Below are 21670 nucleotides of genomic sequence, written 5' to 3'. Positions count from 1 at the left end.
AAACTATGTAAAAAATAATTAACTTAATTTTTATAAACCCTAGTATCTATTGATAGTAAGCGCTCTCCCTAACTCTATCTTATTACATTCCCTTCTGGCCTGCAACTTAAAATGCGCCGCTTTCTTCCAAGGTAAATTTAACGTTATCTTCAATCCATTGACGGCGTGGTGCCGCCTTATCTCCCATAAGAACTGAGACACGACGTTCGGCACGCGCTAGGTCGTCAATAGTTACTCGGATAAGCGTTCTGGTCTCTGGATCCATAGTTGTCTCCCAAAGCTGGTCAGCATTCATCTCACCAAGCCCCTTGTAACGCTGGAGAATAGCTCCACGACCAAATTTTTGACGAAGTTCTTCAAGTTCCCCATCCGTCCAAGCATATTCGACAACTTCCTTCTTACCTTTCCCTTTGGACATCTTGTAAAGAGGAGGCAGAGCGATATAAACGTGTCCTGCTTCCACTAGTGGACGCATATAACGATAGAAGAAAGTAAGAAGCAAGGTCTGGATGTGAGCTCCATCGGTATCGGCATCGGTCATGATGATAATCTTGTCGTAGTTAATATCGTCAAGGTTAAAGTCAGCTCCAACTCCAGCACCGATAGTATAAATCATGGTATTGATTTCTTCGTTTTTGAGAATGTCTGCCATTTTGGCTTTCTCAGTGTTGAGGACCTTCCCTCGAAGAGGAAGAATGGCCTGGAATTTACGATCACGGCCTTGTTTGGCTGAACCGCCGGCAGAATCCCCTTCGACCAGATAAAGCTCATTTTTCTTAGCATTTTTAGACTGGGCTGGCGTCAATTTTCCTGACAAGAGCCCCTTGTCTTTTTTATTTTTCTTGCCATTTCGACTGGCATCACGAGCTTTTCTGGCAGCTTCACGGGCATCACGGGCCTTGATAGCCTTACGCACCAAGTTAGAAGCCAAATCTCCATTTTCCATAAGGAAGTAGGTCAAATGCTCTGAAACGATGCTATCCACAATGGGACGAGCTAAAGGAGATCCAAGTTTGTCCTTGGTTTGGCCCTCAAACTGAAGGTGTTCCTCAGGAACTAAGAGCGAGATAACTGCTGATAAGCCTTCTCGATAATCTGACCCCTCAAGGTTCTTATCCTTCTCTTTGAGAAGACCTGTTTTACGTGCATAGTCATTAAGAGCCTTGGTAATGGCAGATTTGAAGCCCGTTTCGTGGGTACCTCCGTCCTTAGTACGGACATTATTGACAAAGGAAAGGATATTGTCAGAGTAACCGTCATTATACTGAAGGGCTAATTCCAAGTGGAAATCCTGCTGGTCCCCATCAATATAGATGACTGGTGTCAGTGTTTCCTTGTCCTCATTCAAGTAAGATACAAAGTCTTGAACCCCATTTTCATAGTGGAATTCTTCACGAACTTCTTCTTCGCCACGCAAGTCTGTCAATGTCATAGTGACATTCTTAAGAAGGAAGGCTGATTCTTTGAGACGTTCTGAAATGGTGTTAAATTTGAAGTCAGTCGTTGAAAAGATACTAGCATCAGGCATAAAGGTAACTTTTGTACCTGTCTTAGATTTAGGTGCCTTGCCGATTTTTTCAAGTCCTGTTACAGGGTGACCCCCATTTTCAAAACGCTGACGATAAACACTACCGTCACGGGTAATTTCAACCTCAAGCCAGCTAGATAGCGCATTAACAACTGAAGACCCCACACCGTGAAGACCACCAGAAGTCTTATAACCACCCTGTCCAAATTTACCACCCGCGTGGAGAACAGTGAAAATAACTTCAACTGTTGGTTTACCCGTGGCATGCATACCTGTCGGCATCCCACGTCCAGAGTCAGAAACAGAAACGGAACCATCCTTATTTAGAGTGACAGCGATGACATCACCAAAACCAGAAAGAGCTTCATCGACCGCATTGTCGACAATCTCCCAAACTAGGTGGTGAAGTCCTGTTCCATCCGTTGAGCCAATGTACATTCCTGGGCGCTTGCGAACCGCATCCAACCCTTCTAGTACCTGAATGGCATCATCATTATAATTATTTACATTTATTTCTTTTTTAGCCAAGAGTGACCTCCAAAATTTTCATCCTTATTATTTTATAAGTTTTCAGAAGAATTTGCAAAAGAAATCAAGAAAGTCCAAAAGATATCTTAAGGCTGACTGACTTTGTCAATTACTAGGCTGTATGCTATAATTATCTCATGAAAATCTTATTGTTAATCCTAATCGCCTACTTGTTAGGTTCCATTCAGACCGGCCTCTGGATTGGGAAACTATTCTTCCATACCAATCTTCGTGAGCACGGCTCTGGAAATACTGGAACAACCAATACCTTTCGTGTTCTAGGTAAGACTGCTGGTACCATCACCTTCTTGGTTGATATGTTCAAGGGGACCTTGGCTGTTCTTCTACCTATCTGGCTTTGTGTTACAGAGGTTTCACCTCTAATCATTGGTTTCTTTGCTATTATCGGACATGTTTTTCCAATCTTTGCTGGATTTAAAGGCGGGAAGGCTGTAGCGACAAGTGCAGGGGTGCTTCTTGGCTTTGCCCCACTCTACTGTGTATTCCTACTCTTGGTCTTTGCCCTAACACTCTATCTAACCAGCATGATTTCATTTTCAAGTGTCACTGCAGCAATTGTTGGACTTATTACCTTAGCTGTGTTTCCGGCCATCCATTTCTTACTAGATGGCTATGACCTTATTTTCACTGGGGTTCTTACCATCATGGCTTTGCTTATCATCTTCCGCCACACTGAAAATATGGGGCGCATCCGCAGGCATCAAGAAAACTTGGTACCTTTTGGACTTAATTTAACCAAACAAAATCCAAAGAAATAAACAATCCAGACCTACTAACCACTAGATTTACTAGTGGTTTTCTTGTTTTTCTAATCAAGCAATGCTTTCTAAAACAATAAAAAATCCGAAGGCTACACCTCGGATCTTTTTTAGGCTTAAGCTTTGAAGCTAACACCATTTTCTTTCAATTTTTTAACTGTCGCAGGTCCGACACCCTTGAGGGCAAGAACTTCTTCTTCAGTCACAGTAGCAAAAGCCTCTACTGAAGTCAAACCTTCATTATAAAGAGTTTCTACAAGGTTTGAACGAAGGCCTTCAACCTCTGAAAGTTCTGCAAAGGCTTCAAGACTAAGATCTGTAGCTACCACTTCTTCCTTAGCAACTGTCTTAGTTTCAGCAACAGGTTGTGGTGCTACTGGTGGCACTGGTGGAACAGGTGGAACAGGGGCTTTAACATTATTGAAAAGTCCTTGTTTTTTCAAACGGTGTTTAAAAGCTTTCTTTTTATTTTTTACTTTAGCCATGTTTAGTTTTCTCCTATTTTGATAGACGATACCTTTCTATAAAGTAGTATCGCCATTTTCTTTTTCATCCTTTATTAATAGTGACGTTCCCCGAACAAGCCATCTGGCATATCATGGAAACCTTTGCCAGCACGATAGTTGGCAAACTTACCAATTAGGAAATTGTAAGCATCCAATTTAGCTTCATAGCGGTAACTTGCATCACGTGCACGTTCATCGCCGTCTTCTTCCCAGATTTTCTTGCTAGCGGCCAAGGCCGTTTCGTTTACTTTAACTTGGGTAACAACCCAGGCTTCGAAGTCTTTTAGAAATTCTTGTTCGTAGGTCATATTTTCCTCTTCATTTTAAAAACCAGCTTAACGCTGGCTTCATTTTCTACTAATAATGTGTAGAGCTCATAGCCTTACAGTCTCCTATTATAACAAATAATTAGAAATTTGACTAGGTTCTAAACTCTTTATATAAGGCTTTAATGTCATTTGGACGTGTGCGGCAGCAGCCACCTAAAATCTTAACTCCAAACTGAGCATGCCAATCTTTACTATGTTCAACTAAGGGTAGAGCATCCTTATCCTTAGGTTTCCAAGTCTGCGTACTGCCATCATAAACCTCACCTGAGTTTGGGTAAGTAATGAGGGCTTTTCCAGCATCTTTAAGAATAGCAAGAGCCTGATCATAAAGAAGAGGCGAACTACAGTTGATTCCTAGGGCCAAGATTTGGTCTGACTGGGAAACAAGCTTGGCAATCTCATCTAAAGAAGTCCCATCACTGATAGTGGCTGATTCTTGGACTGTAAAACTGAGATAAGCTTCTGATTCTGGAAATTCTTCAGCCAGGAGTTCAATCAAGGCTTGTGCTTCTAAACGATTTGGAATAGTTTCCAAAGCTAACAAGTCCACACCTTGATTTAGGAGAATTTGAATCCTAGGCCGATGAAACTCCTTAAGCTCCTCGATAGTAATTTGACCATAATCACCGCTATACTCAGAACCATTAGCCAAATAAGCTGCGTAAGGACCAACATCCCCAGAAATCAATGGATAAGGACGCTTTGCTTTCTCAGTCTCATCTAATGCTGCCCATACCTTATCACGTGCAGCCTTTGCTAACTGAACCGTCAGGGCGATAATCTGCTCCGCTGCTTTCTCAGTAAGTCCTGCCTCTACCAAGCCAGGTAAGGTCGCTTGATAAGATGATGTGGTAATCAAGTCAGCCCCAGCGGCTACATAGGTTTCGTGGATTTTTTGAATAACTTCTGGCTTTTCAATAAGGTACTTAGCTGACCAGAGCTTACCTGAAATATCATACCCCAAGGCTTCCATCTCTGTTCCTAGAGCTCCATGAAGAATGAGGGGAGATTTATTTTCCAAATAATCTTTAAATGTTGCCATACAAGGCCTCCTTACCATTTTTTAAAGCGAAGGTAGTGATAGAGGTAACAGAAAATCATGAAAGGAATACCGAAGTAAAGTCCCGCACGTTGTGAACTATCCCAAGCAATCCCATACACAGAAATGGCCAAGAGAACAATTGTGATATAAGGGAGGATTGGATTAAACGGTGTCTTATAGTCTAACTCGTCCTCAGAATGCTCTAGCTTCCACTGTTTACGGAAGTTGATTTGTGCCAAAGGAATGGAGAGCCAGACAACAACAACTGCAAAACCAGCGATTGATACCAAAGCTAGATAAACCGTATCTGCAGCATAGATACTTGAAAAGAGTGATAAAACTGCTCCTGCCATGGAAATCAAAAGGGCTGTCATTGGAACTCCATGTTTATTGATTTTCACTAGCTTTTTATTGAGCATTCCCTCATTGGCCAAAGACCAAAGCATACGGCTTGAAGCGTAGAGTCCCGAATTCCCAGCAGAAAGAATAGCTGTCAGGATAACAAAGTTCATGATGTCTGCCGCAAATGGAATCCCCATCTTGTCAAAAACATCAACGAAAGGCGCTGAAGATACCCCTGCTTCTTTCATGGGAAGAAGCGAAGCCAATACCACAATGGTCAAGACAAAGAAAATCACCAAGCGTCCAATGGTCGTTTTAATAGCACGTGGAACAGCCTCTTTAGGATTATCTGTCTCACCAGCTGCGATACCGATTAACTCTGTTCCCGAAAAGGCGTAGTTAACCGCCAACATGACTGACACAATGGCAAGACCACCATTTGGAAAGAGACCATTAGCCGTCAAATGCTTGAACATAATAGCTTCACGATGACCATCAAAGCTGACCAAACCAAACATAGCCCCCAGACCTAGGATGATAAAAACCAAGATAGCAATAACCTTTATAGAAGAAAAGAAAGATTCCGCTTCCGCAAAAGACCTTACGCTCAGAGCATTAATTCCAAAAATCACCAAGGCAAAGAATGCCGCAAACATCCAAGCCGGAACTGATGGAAACCAACGTTGCATCAGCATGGCCGCACCCAGAAATTCTGTTCCCAAGGCTACCGTCTAACAAATCCAATAAAGCCAAGCTACCGTAAAGCCGGTTCCCGGACTGATAAATTTAGTGGCATAGGTGTGAAAGGATCCCGTTACTGGCATAGCAACAGCTAGCTCACCTAATGAAAGCATGACTAAGTAAACAACGATAGCCCCCACAAGATAAGATAGTATCGCACCAAGAGGGCCTGCTTGTGCAATCGTATAGCCTGAGCTAAGAAAGAGACCGGTACCAATGACACCACCTAGCGAGAGCATAAAGAGGTGGCGTGAGGTCATCTTCCGTTGAAACTGACCTTCATTTTCATAATTATGGTTTTCCATAGATTCCTCCAATAGATGTAATAAAACAAGCTTATCACAATATCATCCCCTTGGATAATAGGTGGAAACTATCAAAGAGATAGACAAAAACTATCGCAAAAAAAACTCGGATTTCTCCGAGCTCTTTTTATAATTCTGCTAAAATCGTATCCCATGCTTCATCATAACCGTCACGTGTGACAGATGAAAAGACGATGAAATGGTCATTTTTATCGAAATTGAGTTTTTTCTTAATAATTGATTCGTGCTTGTTCCATTTTCCGCGAGGAATCTTGTCAGCCTTAGTCGCTACAACGATGACCGGAATTTCATAATACTTGAGAAATTCATACATTTGGATATCGTCTTGAGTTGGTTCATGTCGGAGGTCAACCAAGCTAACAACGACACGAAGATTATCTCGAGTCACGAGGTACTCCTCAATCATTTTGCCCCATTTGGCACGTTCTTTTTTAGACACACGGGCATAACCGTAACCTGGCACATCCACAAAACGAAGCTTATCGTCAATATTATAGAAATTAAGCAACTGAGTTTTCCCTGGTTTCCCAGAAGTACGTGCTAGGTTTTTACGACCAAGAAGTGTATTGATAAAGCTTGATTTACCAACATTCGAGCGTCCTGCTAGGGCAACCTCAGGGAGGTCATCTTGGGGATAGTGGCTCTTATTCGCCGCACTGAGCAAAATCTCAGCATTGTGCGTATTTAGGACTTGTTCTTCAGCCATAGAACCTCCTTATGCTGTTTCTAAAACTGGAGCAGCTGTGCCGTCAACGGCTTCTTTTGTAATACGAACCTTAGTAACATCTTCCTGACTCGGAATCTCAAACATGACATCCATCATGACTTCCTCAATGATAGAGCGAAGGCCACGCGCACCGGTCTTACGTTCAATTGCCTTACTTGCAATAGCTTCAAGAGCATCCTGGTCAAACTCCAGTTCAACCCCATCATAAGACAAGAGGGTTTGGTACTGTTTAACCAAGGCATTTCTAGGCTCTGTCAAGATACGAACCAAGTCGTCAACCGTTAACTGTTCAAGGGCCGCAAGGACTGGCAAACGTCCGATAAACTCAGGGATAAGACCGAATTTTTGAATATCTTCAGCCACAATTTCTTGCATGTATGATGAGTCATCATCAATTGCCTTATTATTTTGACCAAAACCAATGATTTTCTCACCAAGACGTTGCTTAACGATATCTTCGATACCATCAAAAGCACCACCAACGATAAAGAGAATATTCTTAGTATCAATTTGAATCATCTCTTGGTTAGGGTGTTTACGACCACCTTGAGGGGGAACGCTAGCTACTGTTCCTTCGATAATCTTCAAGAGAGCTTGTTGAACCCCCTCACCAGAAACGTCACGAGTGATTGATACATTTTCACCCTTTTTAGCAATCTTATCAATCTCGTCAACATAAATGATACCACGTTCCGCACGTTCGATATTGAAGTCTGCCGCTTGGATCAGTTTGAGGAGGATATTTTCCACGTCCTCACCCACATAACCTGCCTCTGTCAATGATGTTGCATCCGCAATCGCAAATGGAACATTCAAGCTACGAGCCAAGGTCTGAGCCAAGAAAGTCTTCCCTGAACCAGTTGGTCCAATCATGAGAATATTTGATTTTTGCAAATCCACATCATTGTCTTCACGACTTTCTGTGAAATTGATACGTTTATAGTGATTGTAAACAGCTACCGCCAAGGCACGTTTGGCACGGTCCTGCCCCACGACATAGTTGTTCAAAATATCTAAAAGTTCTTTTGGCTTCGGAGTTTCAGCCAAGTCAGCCAAAACTTCTTCTGCCATTTCCTCACGAATGATTTCTTGTGACAAGGCCACACATTCGTTACAGATAAAGACGCCATTCCCAGCGATAATTTTCTTTACTTCTTCTTGGTTTTTGCCACAAAATGAACAATAAACCATTTCTTCATTACGATTTCCAGCCATTTATTCCTCACTCTTTTCTAAAATAGGGTGCCATAGAAGGCGTGAATAGTATTGACAAGGTTAGTAAAAGCATTTAAAAAGAGAAAAACTGCTAACCCATAACGTTTCTTGCGAAAGGCAGGAATGGCAGAGAGTACACAAAGCACCCCCAATAATGCAGTAAATAACCCAAAAACACTACGTTGCATGAACCTAGTCTCCTTCTTTTTCATAGCGACTTATGCTAAAGTCGTAGGCATTTTTATCATCCTTGACCGCGCGGTCACGTGATACCTCTTTAAATGCCGTCATATCTAGTTGTGGAAAATACGTGTCTCCCTCTAAATCAGCCTCAATAGTTGTCTTGATGAGTGCATCATAATGTCCATCAAAAGCCTTGTAGACACCAGCACCACCAGCAATATAGAGGTCCTTATCTTGCTGTTCGAACCAAGCCAGAGCTTCCTCAACACTCGTAACGGTCGTCACACCCTCACAGTCGAAGTCCTTGTCTCTTGTCAAAATCAAGGTTTCACGTCCTGGTAGGCAACGACGGTTCATGCCATCAAAGGTCACACGTCCCATGAGAATTGCTGAGCCCATGGTCGTTTTCTTGAAATGTGCCAGTTCAGCAGGCAAGTGCCAAGGCATGGTGTGATTCTTCCCAATAACATGGTTATGAGCTTCCGCCCAAATAGCAATGAGTTGTTTAGACACAGTATTTCCTTTTCTTTTTAAGTTTACAATCCATTCTAACAAAAAAAGAGAAAAAGAGCTTGGAAAAAACTTTGCCAGCTCTTTATGGGCTTAAATCATAAGCATTTATTAAATTGCTAAGTCAAATTTGAGTTGAGGTTTAACAGGATCATAGTCAACCAATTCGAAATCTTCTGGTTTAATATCGAAGAAATTAGTTCCATCAGGAACATTGAGGACTAAACGTGGTTGGCAATCAGAGGGTTGACGTTTGAGGAGTTCCTCGGCTTGCTCAAATTGATTGTCATAAATATGGAGGTTGTTGATGAAATAAAAGAATTTACCAACTTTCCAACCAAAGTGCTTGGCAATCATCATCTGAAGAGCCACATACTGCATGGCATTAATATGATGAGCCACCAACATATCGTTAGAACGTTGCGTCAAAGTGGCGTCCAAATAAATGTCCTCGCCCACACGGCGAACGTCAAACATAGTTTGGAAGGCACAAGGCTGAAGTCCTGCTGTCGCCTCGAAGGCCTCGTAATCCCAAAGGGAAATGACATTGCGACGGTTCCACGGATTAGCCTCCAACTGTGCCAGCAAACGGTTAATGATATCGTGCTTCTTAACGACCGCCCCATAACGCTGACCAATCGAACGCTTGTCCCCATTATTGGCAGGTACACCTTCAACTTCCCAGTCATTCCAATAATGCACATTATACTTGTCTTCAAGGACATCTAGGCTATTTGACTGGTCTTGGTAAATCCAAAGCACTTCTTTGATAGCAGATTTGATAGCAATAGGACGAAGAGTGGTAATAGGAAACTCTCCCTTGCTCAAATCATATTCTGCAAAAGACCCTGTGATGTATTTGGAATTGGCTGTAGTGCCATCCTTGTATTTAGGACGTGCTTGCTCCGACCAAACACCCTCTTCCATGATTTTAGTGATATTTTCTTTAAATATAGTGTCTGCTTTTGTCATGATTTTCCTCTTTATTCCATTTAAAAACAAAGTATCTTTTGAGACTTTCCTTAAGTGATTACGGAAGTCTGCGAAGTTCCAAGACAAATTTTTGAGTCTATGGTCTCAAAAATTCCGAGTGTCTGTAAACAAAACACTTTATTTACAGACACTTATCTCACAGCGGAAAGTCTCACTTAACGCTCGCAATGATTTCAATATATAACAACAATTTTACTTTTCTAACATAGCTAAAAAACTAGTAGAGTGCCATTTCAATTTTACCCTATTCTGCTTGAAATGAGAAACAAAAGGGTCATGTTCCCCAAAGGAAAGTCTTGTGAAATCCTCTAGTTCCTATCAAAAAATGAGATATAACTAACTATCAAAGTTTTTTCAAGGAGAAAGTGCTCTTTTATGGTAAAATCACTATAGATTAGTATTCTCTGGATACTCTACAATGAAGAAAAAAAGGAAACATCATATGTCTATTGGAATTGATAAGATTGGTTTTGCGACCAGTCAATATGTTCTAAACATGGCTGATCTCGCTCTTGCCCGTGGGGCGGAGCCTGAAAAATTCAGCAAGGGGCTGATGCTTGATGCAACCAGTATTACGCCGATTACAGAAGATATTGTGACGCTTGCCTCTGATGCGGCGACTGATATTTTAAATGACGATGACAAAAAAGCTATCGATATGGTCATCGTGGCTACTGAGTCTTCCATTGACCAGTCAAAGGCTGCTGCTGTCTATGTTCACAGTCTTTTGGGGATTCAACCTTTTGCCCGTTCTTTTGAAATGAAGGAAGCCTGTTATGCTGCAACTGCTGGACTTAACTATGCTAAATTGCACGTAGCAGCCCACCCAGAGAGCAAGGTTCTAGTTATCGCTAGTGACATCGCTCGCTATGGTGTCGGATCTTCAGGTGAATCTACTCAGGGAGCTGGTGCTATAGCTATGCTAGTCAGTCAGAATCCACGTATTTTAGAGCTTACAGATGACAACGTGGCACAAACTCGTGATGTCATGGACTTCTGGCGTCCAAACTATAGTTCAACGCCTTATGTTCAAGGCATCTATTCAACCAAGCAGTACCTTGACAGTTTGAAGACAACTTGGGCAGCTTACCAAGAGCGTCATCAGGCTGACTTTGCTGATTTTGCAGCTTTTTGTCTCCACCTTCCTTATCCTAAGTTAGCTCTTAAGGGACTTAATAAAATCATTCCAAAAGATTTGAATCCCGAGAATAAAGAGCGTTTAATAAACAACTTTGATGCTTCAATTACCTATAGTCGCCAAATTGGAAATATCTATACAGGGTCACTCTACCTTGGGCTCCTTTCTTTGCTTGAACAGTCGCAAGACCTTAAAGCAGGAGACAAGATTGGCTTCTTCTCTTATGGTTCTGGAGCTGTCTCTGAAATTTTCTCAGGACGTCTGGTTGAGGGCTACAAAGACCTGCTTCGTTCAGACCGTCTAGATACCTTTGCCAAACGTCACCCCTTGAGCGTTGCTGATTATGAAAAACTTTTCTATGAAGAGGCGCAGTTGGATGACACTGGCTCTACTCAATTCACTGATTACCAAACCGGAGCTTTCCGTTTAACTGAAATCTCTGAACACCAACGTATCTATAAAGGAAATTAATATGACTAAACTCTCTTGGACTGGTTTTTCCAAGAAGACACCGCAAGAACGTAAAGAGCATTTGAAAAAGAATGCTCTTTTGTCTCAGGAAAATCAAGATCTTCTGGATAAGGACCAACAACTCACCCTTGAAACAGCCAACCAAATGGCTGAAAATGTTATTGGTCGATTTACACTTCCCTTTGCCGTTTGCCCAGATGTATTGGTAGACGGTGTAACCTACCAGGTTCCCATGGTTACTGAGGAACCTTCTGTCGTCGCCGCTGCTTCCTATGCTAGCAAGCTCATTAAGCGCTCTGGCGGTTTCACAACTACGATTCATAATCGTCAAATGATTGGCCAAGTTGCCCTTTTTGACGTTCCTGATAAAGCCGCTGCTTCAAGTAAAATTCAAGCAGCTAATCAGGACCTCATAGAGATTGCCAAAGAGGCTCATCCTTCTATTGTTAAGCGTGGGGGTGGCCCTCGCAAGCTCTGGACTGAGGCTAAGGGAGACTTCCTCATTGTCTATCTAGCCGTTGATACCCAAGAAGCCATGGGAGCCAATATGGTCAACACCATGATGGAAGCACTGGTGCCAGAACTGGAAAATCTCTCAGAAGGTCAAAGTCTCATGGCCATTCTCTCAAATCTTGCCACCGAGAGTCTAGTGACAGCAACTTGTCGTCTTAGCACACGCTTCCTCAGTCGTAACAAGGAAGACGCTCATGATTTAGCTAAGAAAATGGAGATGGCTAGCCAGTTGGCCCAGGTGGACCCTTACCGAGCAGCTACCCATAACAAGGGAATTTTCAATGGTATCGATGCCCTAGTTATTGCGACTGGCAATGATTGGCGAGCAGTTGAGGCTGGTAGCCATGCCTATGCTAGCAAGGATGGTAGCTACCGTGGCCTGTCCACATGGACTTATGACCAGGAGGCTAAAGAATTGGTGGGAGAATTAACCCTCCCCATGCCAATTGCAACCCGTGGCGGTTCAATCGGACTTAACCCTAGTGTTTCTATCGCCCATGACTTACTTAACCATCCAGATGCTAAAAACCTAGCTAGTATCATCGTTTCTCTTGGTTTGGCACAAAATCTGGCTGCTCTCAAAGCTCTGACTTCAACAGGTATCCAAGCAGGACATATGAAACTTCAGGCCAAATCTCTAGCCCTACTAGCCGGTGCTAGCCCTGAAGAGATGCCTCACGTTTTGGCTGAACTTCTCAAGGCCAAACATATGAATCAAGAAACTGCACAAGCAATTTTGGAGAAACTTAGAACCCCATAAAAAGAGATATTGAAGCAGTTTTAAAAAATAACTCTGCCATATCACATAAGAAATAAAGATGTTGAACATATTATCTCAACATCTTTTTCATTTCCCGTAAGTTCTGACTTGACTTAAATTTCTATAATGTTATAATCTGGTTATGAAAACTAGATAAAGAGGTTTTTATAATTTGACAACACAACAATACCCTCTCTGGGAAGAATTACCAGAGATTGAACTCTATTTGGATCAGGTTTTGCTCTATGTCAATCAGGTCACCCAAAGTACTTTGGGGCCAAACGACAAGGGGCTAACCGCCTCTATGGTCAATAATTATGTCAAACATGGCCATGTCGCAAAACCCATCAAGAAAAAATATAATGCTGCTCAGGTAGCTAGACTTATTGTCATCACTAGTCTGAAGACCGTCTTTGAGATTTCTGAGATTGCTAAAACCTTGGAAATCCTGCGTACAGATGCTGAAAGTCAAAAGAGTTACTACAATGACTTTGTAGCCTGTATGAATGGTCAGTTTCCCCAAGAGGCTCCGCAAGTCATACTCTCAGCCTGTCAGACGCTTCAATGCTACCGAGCTACCCATCAACTTTTGAACGACCTTGAAGGAGGAAACAATGTCTAATACTGCTACTTTTAATACTTCTCCCAACCTCAAACTCAGTAAAAAACTTAGCTTTGGTGAGGAAGTGGCTAACAGCGTGACTCACGCCGTCGGAGCTATGGCCATGCTAGTCTTATTGCCAATTACTGCTGTTCATGCCAACAACGGCTACGGCATGACTGCTGCCGTAGGGATGTCCGTTTTTGTCATCAGTCTCTTCCTCATGTTTTTGAGTTCAGCCATCTATCATGCTATGGATTATAACTCACCCCACAAGATGGTTCTAAGAATTATTGACCACAGCATGATTTATATCGCCATTGCTGGAAGCTACACCCCTGTTGCCCTCTCACTGGTTGGCGGATGGCTAGGCTACAGCATCATCGTCCTCCAATGGGGAACAACAATTTTTGGTATTCTTTACAAAATCTTTGCTAAAAAAATCAACGAAAAATTCTCCCTCTTCCTCTATCTGATGATGGGATGGTTGGTTATCTTCATTATTCCAGCTATCGTCACTAAGACAGGACCTGCCTTTTGGGGACTCATGCTTGCTGGAGGATTGTCATACACGGTTGGTGCAGCTTTCTATGCTAAGAAAAAACCATACTTCCACATGATTTGGCACCTCTTCATCATGTTGGCTTCGGCTCTTCAATATATGGGGATTGTCTACTTTATGCTTCCTTAAAGCCAATACTAGACATCAAGGTGTTATGGTATAATAAGGAAGTACGGAGGTAAATCATATGAAAAAAGAACTCAGAAGAGATCCAAACAACAAAATTATTGCCGGTGTTTGTTCTGGTATCGCTAAATATCTTGACACTGACCCTGTCATTATTCGCCTTATTTGGGCTGCAGCGATCTTCTTATTTGGAACAGGTTTTCTTTTCTACATCATTTGCTGGATTATTATCCCAGAAGAAAGCAAGTGGTAAGTTATCATTGAATATACAAAAAGTGATACAGATCTAAATTCTTACCATTTAGATTTGTATCACTTTCTTTTTTTATTTTCTCAAGCGGAAAATCAAATAGCTGACATTAACAAGGAGTAAAACACTCCAAAGAATGAGAAAGGGAATATTTCCTCGGACAGCATTGTGCCAAATACCTAGGGCGTATAAGGCCATAAATACTAGTGATCCTAGAACTGCTGTTCCTTTATTGTTTTGTGGTTGTTTAGACATATGAACCTCCTTTATTTGCTTTTTCTGAACTGGTTTAAAGCCATAAACCATGGCGAGAAAAAGTCTGGCTTGACGTTTGACATCATTAGCCAAAGATCTGTGTGACTGAGCATAGATACCATTTGGATTGTAAAAAGACCTGTCAAAATGCTCAGGCTCTTTTCGGCCCCACTTCTTTCTCAATTTGTTGGGTGATCGAAAACCCTTGGTCATCCGATTACGAAAGGCAGGATCATGTGGTTGAACCGGCTCCACATCCAGTTGCCAGTGGCGCTTGAAATTGCCATAGTTGAAACTAGCACCATTAACCACTCCACTCTCAGTCACCTGCTCCGCATCGACCTCATTGAGAAAATTTCCCTGACTATCCAAAATAAACTCAATCCGATTATAGAGAAGAATTTTTAAATTAACACTAGGAATTCCATCTGGATAAATCCCCTTGCCATCACAGAAAGAAATCTTTTGGTGCAGACGCCCCTGATCAAACATGGTGAAAGGTTTCCATCTGAGATAGACAGCTAAAGCTTCTTTGTCTGTCATCCCTGTTTTTTTATAATGTGTCCTCACATACTGGGCCTGTTGACTAGAAATCAGGTAACGTAACTGATGGATTTGTCGCTCAATAGAGAATTTTTTAGATAAGCTGTCCTCAGGAAAAGCCAAATCTACTAACCTGGCAACATCCTTCCAGAAAGCATCATGAGGCGCCAAGTCAGGGTCAAAATAGGATAATAAACGCTGAGTTTCCTTTATCTCCCCAGATAGATCCTCTGGCATCTCTATATAAGCAAGCAATAACTTCAGCACCTGCAGTGGCTGGTATTCCTTTTGCCATTCCTTCCATAAGCTAGAAAAGGCTTTTGAGCCTATGAGCATCTCATCTCTCCTCAATAACATAAGTTAGTTTAATCAGTGGTCCCTTTTATGAAGTCCTCTATCTTAGCAACTACCTCTTTGGTCTGATAGTGATAAAGATAATGTGGGGCATCATAAAAAGTCAGTGCGATATTTTTCTGGTCCTTTGCAAATCTGGCCGCATAATTTCGCCACTCCTCCTTGCTAAAACTCGTGCCTTCTCCATTAGAAACCAAAAGTAAGGTGGGGATTTGTGAATCTATCTTATCATCAACCTTTTTAGCATTTTCCTTAACAGATAGGCTCTCATTTAACATAGCTTGTGACAGTATTTGACGATAAGCTATTCGTTGATAGAGGCGTCGATCACTACTACTTAGATTTTCATTAGGCACATATAAGCGACTCGGTATATACCTTAAAAGACCTAATTGACTTCCCAAACGAGCCATACGTAAAATCTGGGAATGCATTCTCAATTGTGAATAACTCTCTGGTAGAGCCCAATCTAAGCCGATGACTGCCTGTATTTCACTTGGATATTTTTCTTGCCACAAAAGCGTTTCTAAGGAGGCCATCGAATGAGAAAGAATAATATAAGGACCTGATACTTGTGCCTTGGCTAGGGCTTGACGTGTCTCAGAAAGAACCTCAGACACATCTCTGGACTTAGATGTGTCCTCACTATAACCATAGCCAGCTCTCTCTACAACGACTATCTTATACTGCTTAGAAAGCCCATCATACAAGTCTTTAAAATCTAGAATGGGAGAGGCCGTTCCAGCACCAGATAGAAAAACTAAGGTTTGTGGACCATTTCCCTTCACAAAGACGCTCATGTCATGGCCATTCACAGACACCATTTGCCCCATAGGGTTGAGAGAAGCCTTTTCTCTTTGCAAGGCTAATCTATGATAGATAAAGCTAGCCAGTAACAAGACTAGAACTGCTCCCATCAGAAATAAAAGTCTTTTCATAAAAACATGCATGGTTTATCCTACTAAAAAGTCAGTTAGCTTAGCTAACCGACCCTTTTTTATTCGGCATCTGGGCGTGATTTGCGAGCGATATCAGCAAGGATATTTTCTACAAATTCTGACACAGCTTCTGTATGTGTTTGTTTTTGTCCATAACGACGAACGTTAACAGTTCCGTCTTCCATTTCCTTATCACCAACAATCAATTGATAAGGGATTTTTTGTGTTTGAGACGCACGAATCTTGTATTGCATTTTCTCGTTACGTTCATCCACTTCAACACGGATACCACGGTCACGAAGTTGTTTAGCAACTTCCCAAGCATAATCTGTGTGGGCTTCATTTGAAACTGGGATAACAGTTACTTGTTGAGGTGCCAACCAAGTTGGGAAGGCTCCTTTGTAGTTTTCAATAAGAATAGCTGTAAAGCGTTCCATTGTTGAGATAACCCCACGGTGAATCATAACTGGACGGTGTTCTTCTCCATCAGCTCCGATGTATTTAAGGTCAAAACGTTCTGGAAGCAAGAAGTCCAATTGGATAGTAGAAAGGGTTTCTTCATTACCAAGGGCAGTCTTCACTTGGATATCAAGTTTTGGACCGTAGAAGGCAGCTTCACCTTCTGCTTCAAAGTAGTCAAGTTCCATGTCATCCATAGCTGATTTCAACATGCTTTGAGCATTTTCCCACATTTCATCATTGTCAAAGTATTTGTGAGTATCTTTAGGGTCGCGGTATGACAAACGGAAACGATAGTCAGTCAAGTTGAAATCTTCGTAAACGTCGATAATCAATTGAAGCGTACGTTGGAACTCATCTTTGATTTGTTCAGGTGTTACGAAAGTATGACCGTCATTAAGTGACATTTCACGCACACGTTGAAGTCCTGTAAGGGCACCTGATTTTTCATAACGGTGCATCATACCAATTTCAGCGATACGGATAGGCAATTCGCGGTAAGAATGCACATGGTGTTTGTAAACTTCGATGTGGTGAGGACAGTTCATTGGACGAAGAACAAAGGCTTCACCATCTCCCATATCCATTGTTGGGAACATATCTTCACGGTAGTGATCCCAGTGACCTGAAGTCTTGTATAGCTCAACTGAGGCAATTGGTGGAGTGTAGACGTGTTGGTAGCCTGCTGCTACTTCCTTGTCCACGATGTAGCGTTCCAAGACACGACGGATTGTCGCACCGTTTGGCAACCAGAATGGAAGACCTTGACCAACCTCTTGAGAAATCATGAACAAATCAAGTTCTTTACCAAGTTTACGGTGGTCGCGTTCTTTAGCTTCTTCAAGGCGTTTAAGGTAAGCCTTGAGATCTTTTTTATCGAACCAAGCTGTACCGTAGATACGTTGCATCATAGCATTGTCGCTATTTCCACGCCAGTAAGCACCTGCAACATTCAAAAGGTGGAAGACTTGGATACGACCAGTTGATGGCACGTGTGGGCCACGGCAAAGGTCAACATACTCACCTTGACGGTAAATAGTCAAACCACCTTCGTCTTCTGAGTGTTCTTCAATCAATTCCAATTTATATGGGTCATTTTTGAAGATTTCACGCGCTTCGTCTTTAGTCACTTCTTCACGGATTGATGGGAAGTTTTCCTTAACGATTTTCTTCATTTCTTCTTCGATACGAGGAAGGTCTTCGTTAGAAATTTGACCAGCTTCATTGTCTGTATCGTAGTAGAAACCATCTTCGATCGCTGGACCAACACCCAAATGAATATCTGGGAAAAGGCGACGAGCTGCTTGGGCAAACAAGTGAGCCGCTGAGTGACGCAAGATTGGAAGGGCATCTTCGTGATCAGGTGTCACGATTTCGATGCTTCCATCTTCAGTGATCGCACGAGTTGTGTCAATCAATTTACCGTTAAATTTACCAGCAAGTGCTTTCTTAGCCAAAGAGTTGCTGATAGATTGTGCAATTTCAAAAGTTGTAACGCCAGATTCGAATTCACGAACAGCGCCATCTGGGAAAGTAATGTTAATCATAATTAAGATGTCAGAGCTCTAAAGGATGAGCCCCTTCTTCCTTTCTATTTAATGTTTTTGTTGTAATAGTTTGTTTCTAGGATGCTTTGCAATTCCGTCTTATGCCAACCCGCTCCAATCAATATCTTGTTGACATTAAAGTCTAGCTCCCTGCCATCATTTAGAAAAATGCGAAGTTTATAACCAATAAACAAGCGTTTTTTAAACTGATAAGACTTAATCGTCTCTTCAGGAAATTTGGCGATAATATCTCCTAATTTTCCTAAAAGAGTAAGAGAAATAATCAAAACCTCTGTTTCTGTAAAAACAATTAGGAAATACTCAAAAGTTGACCTACCGATTCTCCTAGTAGCATAGATAGCGTGCATGGTCTCAGCAAGACTAGCATCCACACCGTGGTCAATCAGGTAGGCCTTGATAGCTTCATATTTGAACCCCATAAAATTCTCCCTCAACTAAAAAGATAGTGTCACCCCGTTCTAAACAATCCTTTTAGTAATCAAAGAGAAAATATTCAGTCACAAAGTAAAGCTTTTCTATCTAAACTAGACATTCTAAAAATTGTAAAGCATACCAAACAATACAAAAAGCGACATCCTAAAAAGGACGTCGCAACGTGGTTCCACCTTAGTTCATGTACGACAAAAAACGAGTCTGTCCTACACCTCTGATTGGCTCTAACGTGGCCACCGTTTTATGTTTGCATAAAAAGTTAATCGAGTAGTCCCAATCATGTCCTCTGCGTGATTTCCAGCACCACACGCTCTCTGAAAGATTTCCCATGACTGATATGTCTCTATGCGTTATTATAGCATGAAACTGTAATTTTTCAAGCTAATTATCTCTTTTATTAATCAATTCTAAGATTTTATCTGACTAGGAAAATCTGGTAGCTTTCCTAATCCAAAAGTTTCGTGATATTTCTGATTTTCTTGACCTGTTTGGCTGATCCTTTAAGGATACGAACAGAGCCATTAACAGGCAAGGTAATAGCCTTAGTCGGCAAATAAGTTACCATACGCGTCAAGCGTTTCATGGTACTGTCTTCACCATTCAAGTCATTGTGGAAATCCTTAGAAATCGTAAGGTCCAAGTAATACTCATAGACACGTTTTCCGAAGTTTTCCGCAGAAATTTCATAAAGCTTGTCAGCCCACTTAGTTTCGTCTTTTTCTGGTGTTGCAATGGCAGCTTCCAAAATGGCCCCGGCTAAATCATTATCATGATAATAGAGCGTTCCAAACATCTGGTCTGTAATCACATTATCCAAATAAGGATTTCCGTGGGCAATGATAGGGGTACCGCTAGCCAAGGCTTCCAGATAGGTCAAGCCCTGAGTCTCACTGGTTGATGCCGAAATGAAGAAATCAGCAGACTTATAATAAAGTGCTGTCTCACTAGGCGCAATCATACCAGTGAAAACCACCTTGTCCTGAATACCAAGTTTTTTGGCTTGAGACTTAAGATCTGGTAGGTAAGGACCGTCACCAGCCACAACCAAACGCACCTTGTCGTCTTCCTCCAAAACAGAAGGGAGAGCAGCCAGTACAGCCTGGATGTTTTTCTCATAGGACACACGAGAAAGGCTCAACAACATAGTCTCATCAGAGGCGATACCAAGCTTAGTTCTCAAGTCCGTCACATCATCTTCAGTAATCTCTGGACGTTGGAACTTTTCAAGTTCAATGCCAGTTGGAATGACACGTTTTTCAGCTGCAACCTTGTACTTGAGCAAAAGGTCATAAACAATCTCACTCGGACAGATGACTCCATCTAAATCGCTCATAAAGCCACGAACAATGTACTTAACCATACTTGGACGGATAACCATACCTTTGGCAATATAGCGGACATAGTCTTCATACTGAGTATGGTAGGTATGCACAACAGGAATCCTAAGTTCGCGTGCAATGGCAATCCCTAGCAGACCTAATGAAAACTCTGTCTGCGTATGAATAATATCAAGCTTATATTGTTTAGCAATCTCTAGTGCCTTGGAAAAGCCACGATAAGCTACACGGCGATCCTTAAAAGCAAAGAAAGGCACACTCGGAATACGGACAATCTGCCAGTCTTCATAGCGGTCAACATCTCTATCAGTGGTGGTAAAGATAAAGACTGTATGTCCCATTTTTTCCAACTGCGTCTTCAGCGTGCGAATACTGGTCGCAACACCTGATACCTGTGGAAAATAGGTATCTGTAAACAATCCGATACGCATTTAAATCTCCAATACTTCTTTGTAGGCTTCAACAAGCTTTTGGGCGACATCATCAATCGAGCGACTTTCTGCAACCTTATAGCCTTCTTCACGTTTGTCCACTTTACCATCGATAATATCTTGCAAGGCTACTACAAATTCGTCCACGTTGTGCCCAAATGAGGCCGACTTGTCATCAACCCAACCTTCATAAACAGGAATATCACGCAAAACTACATGCTGGTGACTAGCAAAGGCTTCTAGCACCACAATCCCTTCAGTTTCCTCGTAAGATGGGAAAAAGAAGGCATTAGCACCACTCATAGCCCCCTGGAAGACGGCTCCCTTGAAATAACCTGGGAAGCTGACATTATCAGGATGCTTACCATTGACAATGTCTCGAATCTTCTTAGGAATCAACCATTTGCTGATGCTACCTAGCCAAATGAAACGAACATGAGGCATCTTTTCGGCAACCTTGACGAAATCTTCAATTCCCTTGCGTTGGAAATAAAGCCCCGCACAAATAACCACTGGCTGTCCTTCCTTGATACCAAAGTAGTCTCGGAAAACTTCTTCCTTACGTGGATCCTTACCGTATTTTTTCAAATCAATCCCATTTGAAACAGCAATGATTGGTGTGGTCACTCCGTAAGACTGAATCAATTTTTTGGAATACTCAGATGGCGTAATCACGTAATCAGCCTTTTGGTACATGTGGGCCAAATATTTTCCAAAAAGTGGGGCCAAAAGGTTAGAACCGATGAATGAATTCTCAAAGTCCTCACGTGTCGAATGACCATGCATGATGACCTTCTTGCCACGGCGTTTTGCAGCATGCAACAACATCAAACTGCGTGGCCCATAAGTATTAATATGAACGACATCGTAATCACCCAAGATGTCTGTTGTATAGGGAATCCCCGCCAAGTCCAAGGCATGCATCTGATGGTGGAGAGCCCGTCCGATTCCTGATTTTTCAAGAACCGATTTTCCTTCAAGATAAAGTAGAACTTTCATACTCTTCATTATAGCTTAATTTAGTAGAAATTTCATCTTGCAGTTGGCTTTATCTTGATTTCTCATTTAATGAGATGGGTGGCCAAATACTAAAAAAGATCGAGAATACTCGATCTTTTAGGTCATCATCTTAAACGGGCTCTATAATTTCTGTAGTGGGTAAAACCACTGTAGAGATTATAGA

21 protein-coding genes and 1 pseudogene are annotated in these 21670 nt (G+C 41.9%); 6 read left to right on the top strand and 16 right to left on the bottom strand.

Annotated features, from left to right (window positions below; genetic code table 11):
- Positions 1 to 106: 106 nt before the first annotated feature.
- Complete coding sequence (gene parE, locus H7U04_RS04990; RefSeq protein WP_110980886.1) at positions 107 to 2056, bottom strand: DNA topoisomerase IV subunit B; 1950 nt, start codon at positions 2054 to 2056, stop codon at positions 107 to 109.
- Between the two features lie 137 nt (positions 2057 to 2193).
- On the opposite strand from parE, the gene plsY reads away from it, so the two are divergent.
- Complete coding sequence (gene plsY, locus H7U04_RS04985; RefSeq protein ID WP_073689886.1) at positions 2194 to 2835, top strand: glycerol-3-phosphate 1-O-acyltransferase PlsY; 642 nt, start codon at positions 2194 to 2196, stop codon at positions 2833 to 2835.
- Positions 2836 to 2951: 116 nt separating this feature from the next.
- On the opposite strand, the gene H7U04_RS04980 is transcribed toward plsY, so the two are convergent.
- From H7U04_RS04980 to H7U04_RS04940, 9 genes and pseudogenes are all read right to left on the bottom strand, one after another.
- A complete protein-coding gene (locus H7U04_RS04980; RefSeq protein ID WP_201042695.1) occupies positions 2952 to 3320 on the bottom strand; it encodes a helix-hairpin-helix domain-containing protein in 369 nt (122 codons plus the stop codon).
- A gap of 74 nt (positions 3321 to 3394) precedes the next feature.
- A complete protein-coding gene (locus H7U04_RS04975) occupies positions 3395 to 3649 on the bottom strand; it encodes a DUF1912 family protein (RefSeq protein WP_002886199.1) in 255 nt (84 codons plus the stop codon).
- A gap of 112 nt (positions 3650 to 3761) precedes the next feature.
- Positions 3762 to 4712 carry a homocysteine S-methyltransferase gene (gene mmuM / locus H7U04_RS04970; RefSeq protein WP_201059374.1) on the bottom strand — a complete coding sequence of 317 codons (951 nt, stop codon included), beginning with the start codon at positions 4710 to 4712 and terminating at the stop codon, positions 3762 to 3764.
- Between the two features lie 11 nt (positions 4713 to 4723).
- Positions 4724 to 6100: pseudogene (locus H7U04_RS04965) on the bottom strand (amino acid permease).
- A 127-nt stretch (positions 6101 to 6227) separates the two neighbouring features.
- Positions 6228 to 6827: a ribosome biogenesis GTP-binding protein YihA/YsxC gene (gene yihA, locus H7U04_RS04960; protein ID WP_002885996.1), complete on the bottom strand. Its 600-nt coding sequence runs from the start codon at positions 6825 to 6827 to the stop codon at positions 6228 to 6230.
- Positions 6828 to 6836: 9 nt separating this feature from the next.
- Positions 6837 to 8063 (bottom strand): ATP-dependent Clp protease ATP-binding subunit ClpX, encoded by a 1227-nt coding sequence (gene clpX, locus H7U04_RS04955; protein WP_002890340.1) that lies wholly within the window; start codon positions 8061 to 8063, stop codon positions 6837 to 6839.
- Between the two features lie 17 nt (positions 8064 to 8080).
- Positions 8081 to 8251, bottom strand: a complete 171-nt coding sequence (locus tag H7U04_RS04950; RefSeq protein WP_002886174.1) for a hypothetical protein — start codon at positions 8249 to 8251, stop codon at positions 8081 to 8083.
- A 4-nt stretch (positions 8252 to 8255) separates the two neighbouring features.
- Positions 8256 to 8759, bottom strand: a complete 504-nt coding sequence (locus tag H7U04_RS04945) for a dihydrofolate reductase (RefSeq protein ID WP_073950795.1) — start codon at positions 8757 to 8759, stop codon at positions 8256 to 8258.
- Between the two features lie 108 nt (positions 8760 to 8867).
- Positions 8868 to 9728, bottom strand: a complete 861-nt coding sequence (locus tag H7U04_RS04940) for a thymidylate synthase (RefSeq protein WP_073950793.1) — start codon at positions 9726 to 9728, stop codon at positions 8868 to 8870.
- A 463-nt stretch (positions 9729 to 10191) separates the two neighbouring features.
- Here H7U04_RS04940 and H7U04_RS04935 point away from each other — a divergent pair, with 463 nt between their 5' ends.
- From H7U04_RS04935 to H7U04_RS04915, 5 genes are all read left to right on the top strand, one after another.
- Positions 10192 to 11358: a hydroxymethylglutaryl-CoA synthase gene (locus H7U04_RS04935; protein WP_110980888.1), complete on the top strand. Its 1167-nt coding sequence runs from the start codon at positions 10192 to 10194 to the stop codon at positions 11356 to 11358.
- Position 11359: 1 nt separating this feature from the next.
- Positions 11360 to 12631 (top strand): hydroxymethylglutaryl-CoA reductase, degradative, encoded by a 1272-nt coding sequence (locus tag H7U04_RS04930; RefSeq protein WP_110980889.1) that lies wholly within the window; start codon positions 11360 to 11362, stop codon positions 12629 to 12631.
- A 172-nt stretch (positions 12632 to 12803) separates the two neighbouring features.
- A complete protein-coding gene (locus H7U04_RS04925; RefSeq protein ID WP_002885964.1) occupies positions 12804 to 13253 on the top strand; it encodes a DUF1836 domain-containing protein in 450 nt (149 codons plus the stop codon).
- A complete protein-coding gene (gene trhA, locus H7U04_RS04920) occupies positions 13246 to 13923 on the top strand; it encodes a PAQR family membrane homeostasis protein TrhA (protein ID WP_037597545.1) in 678 nt (225 codons plus the stop codon). Before H7U04_RS04925 ends, trhA begins: the two co-directional genes overlap by 8 nt.
- A gap of 58 nt (positions 13924 to 13981) precedes the next feature.
- Positions 13982 to 14173: a PspC domain-containing protein gene (locus tag H7U04_RS04915; RefSeq protein WP_064523165.1), complete on the top strand. Its 192-nt coding sequence runs from the start codon at positions 13982 to 13984 to the stop codon at positions 14171 to 14173.
- A 72-nt stretch (positions 14174 to 14245) separates the two neighbouring features.
- Here H7U04_RS04915 and H7U04_RS04910 read toward each other — a convergent pair whose 3' ends face one another.
- The 6 genes from H7U04_RS04910 to H7U04_RS04885 all read right to left on the bottom strand — a co-directional run bounded on the left by H7U04_RS04910 (position 14246) and on the right by H7U04_RS04885 (position 21486).
- Positions 14246 to 15304 (bottom strand): DUF3114 domain-containing protein, encoded by a 1059-nt coding sequence (locus H7U04_RS04910; protein WP_110980890.1) that lies wholly within the window; start codon positions 15302 to 15304, stop codon positions 14246 to 14248.
- A gap of 29 nt (positions 15305 to 15333) precedes the next feature.
- Entirely contained in the window at positions 15334 to 16272 is a 939-nt protein-coding gene (locus tag H7U04_RS04905) for an alpha/beta fold hydrolase (protein WP_110980891.1), read from the bottom strand.
- A gap of 47 nt (positions 16273 to 16319) precedes the next feature.
- On the bottom strand, positions 16320 to 18266 hold the full coding sequence (gene thrS / locus H7U04_RS04900; RefSeq protein ID WP_002890325.1) for a threonine--tRNA ligase: 1947 nt from the start codon (positions 18264 to 18266) through the stop codon (positions 16320 to 16322).
- A gap of 44 nt (positions 18267 to 18310) precedes the next feature.
- Positions 18311 to 18706: a hypothetical protein gene (locus H7U04_RS04895; protein ID WP_013990953.1), complete on the bottom strand. Its 396-nt coding sequence runs from the start codon at positions 18704 to 18706 to the stop codon at positions 18311 to 18313.
- A 458-nt stretch (positions 18707 to 19164) separates the two neighbouring features.
- On the bottom strand, positions 19165 to 20487 hold the full coding sequence (locus H7U04_RS04890) for a glycosyltransferase family 4 protein (protein ID WP_013990954.1): 1323 nt from the start codon (positions 20485 to 20487) through the stop codon (positions 19165 to 19167).
- On the bottom strand, positions 20488 to 21486 hold the full coding sequence (locus H7U04_RS04885; protein ID WP_021144521.1) for a glycosyltransferase family 4 protein: 999 nt from the start codon (positions 21484 to 21486) through the stop codon (positions 20488 to 20490).
- Positions 21487 to 21670: the final 184 nt, after the last annotated feature.

The organism is Streptococcus sp. 22.1, assembly GCF_016648645.1.
In the GTDB taxonomy this organism is placed as follows: domain Bacteria; phylum Bacillota; class Bacilli; order Lactobacillales; family Streptococcaceae; genus Streptococcus.
This window is presented reverse-complemented; position numbering and strand designations above follow the sequence as displayed.

What these genes read in the sequence shown, in the direction of transcription:
- yihA (WP_002885996.1), bottom strand. Translation starts at nt 6,827, where the DNA reads ATGGCTGAAGAACAAGTCCTAAATACGCACAATGCTGAGATTTTGCTC.
- H7U04_RS04895 (WP_013990953.1), bottom strand. Translation starts at nt 18,706, where the DNA reads ATGGGGTTCAAATATGAAGCTATCAAGGCCTACCTGATTGACCACGGT.
- H7U04_RS04905 (WP_110980891.1), bottom strand. Translation starts at nt 16,272, where the DNA reads ATGCATGTTTTTATGAAAAGACTTTTATTTCTGATGGGAGCAGTTCTA.
- H7U04_RS04890 (WP_013990954.1), bottom strand. Translation starts at nt 20,487, where the DNA reads ATGCGTATCGGATTGTTTACAGATACCTATTTTCCACAGGTATCAGGT.
- clpX (WP_002890340.1), bottom strand. Translation starts at nt 8,063, where the DNA reads ATGGCTGGAAATCGTAATGAAGAAATGGTTTATTGTTCATTTTGTGGC.
- mmuM (WP_201059374.1), bottom strand. Translation starts at nt 4,712, where the DNA reads ATGGCAACATTTAAAGATTATTTGGAAAATAAATCTCCCCTCATTCTT.
- plsY (WP_073689886.1), top strand. Translation starts at nt 2,194, where the DNA reads ATGAAAATCTTATTGTTAATCCTAATCGCCTACTTGTTAGGTTCCATT.
- H7U04_RS04885 (WP_021144521.1), bottom strand. Translation starts at nt 21,486, where the DNA reads ATGAAAGTTCTACTTTATCTTGAAGGAAAATCGGTTCTTGAAAAATCA.
- H7U04_RS04975 (WP_002886199.1), bottom strand. Translation starts at nt 3,649, where the DNA reads ATGACCTACGAACAAGAATTTCTAAAAGACTTCGAAGCCTGGGTTGTT.
- H7U04_RS04940 (WP_073950793.1), bottom strand. Translation starts at nt 9,728, where the DNA reads ATGACAAAAGCAGACACTATATTTAAAGAAAATATCACTAAAATCATG.
- H7U04_RS04915 (WP_064523165.1), top strand. Translation starts at nt 13,982, where the DNA reads ATGAAAAAAGAACTCAGAAGAGATCCAAACAACAAAATTATTGCCGGT.
- H7U04_RS04980 (WP_201042695.1), bottom strand. Translation starts at nt 3,320, where the DNA reads ATGGCTAAAGTAAAAAATAAAAAGAAAGCTTTTAAACACCGTTTGAAA.
- H7U04_RS04950 (WP_002886174.1), bottom strand. Translation starts at nt 8,251, where the DNA reads ATGCAACGTAGTGTTTTTGGGTTATTTACTGCATTATTGGGGGTGCTT.
- thrS (WP_002890325.1), bottom strand. Translation starts at nt 18,266, where the DNA reads ATGATTAACATTACTTTCCCAGATGGCGCTGTTCGTGAATTCGAATCT.
- H7U04_RS04935 (WP_110980888.1), top strand. Translation starts at nt 10,192, where the DNA reads ATGTCTATTGGAATTGATAAGATTGGTTTTGCGACCAGTCAATATGTT.
- H7U04_RS04930 (WP_110980889.1), top strand. Translation starts at nt 11,360, where the DNA reads ATGACTAAACTCTCTTGGACTGGTTTTTCCAAGAAGACACCGCAAGAA.
- H7U04_RS04910 (WP_110980890.1), bottom strand. Translation starts at nt 15,304, where the DNA reads ATGCTCATAGGCTCAAAAGCCTTTTCTAGCTTATGGAAGGAATGGCAA.
- trhA (WP_037597545.1), top strand. Translation starts at nt 13,246, where the DNA reads ATGTCTAATACTGCTACTTTTAATACTTCTCCCAACCTCAAACTCAGT.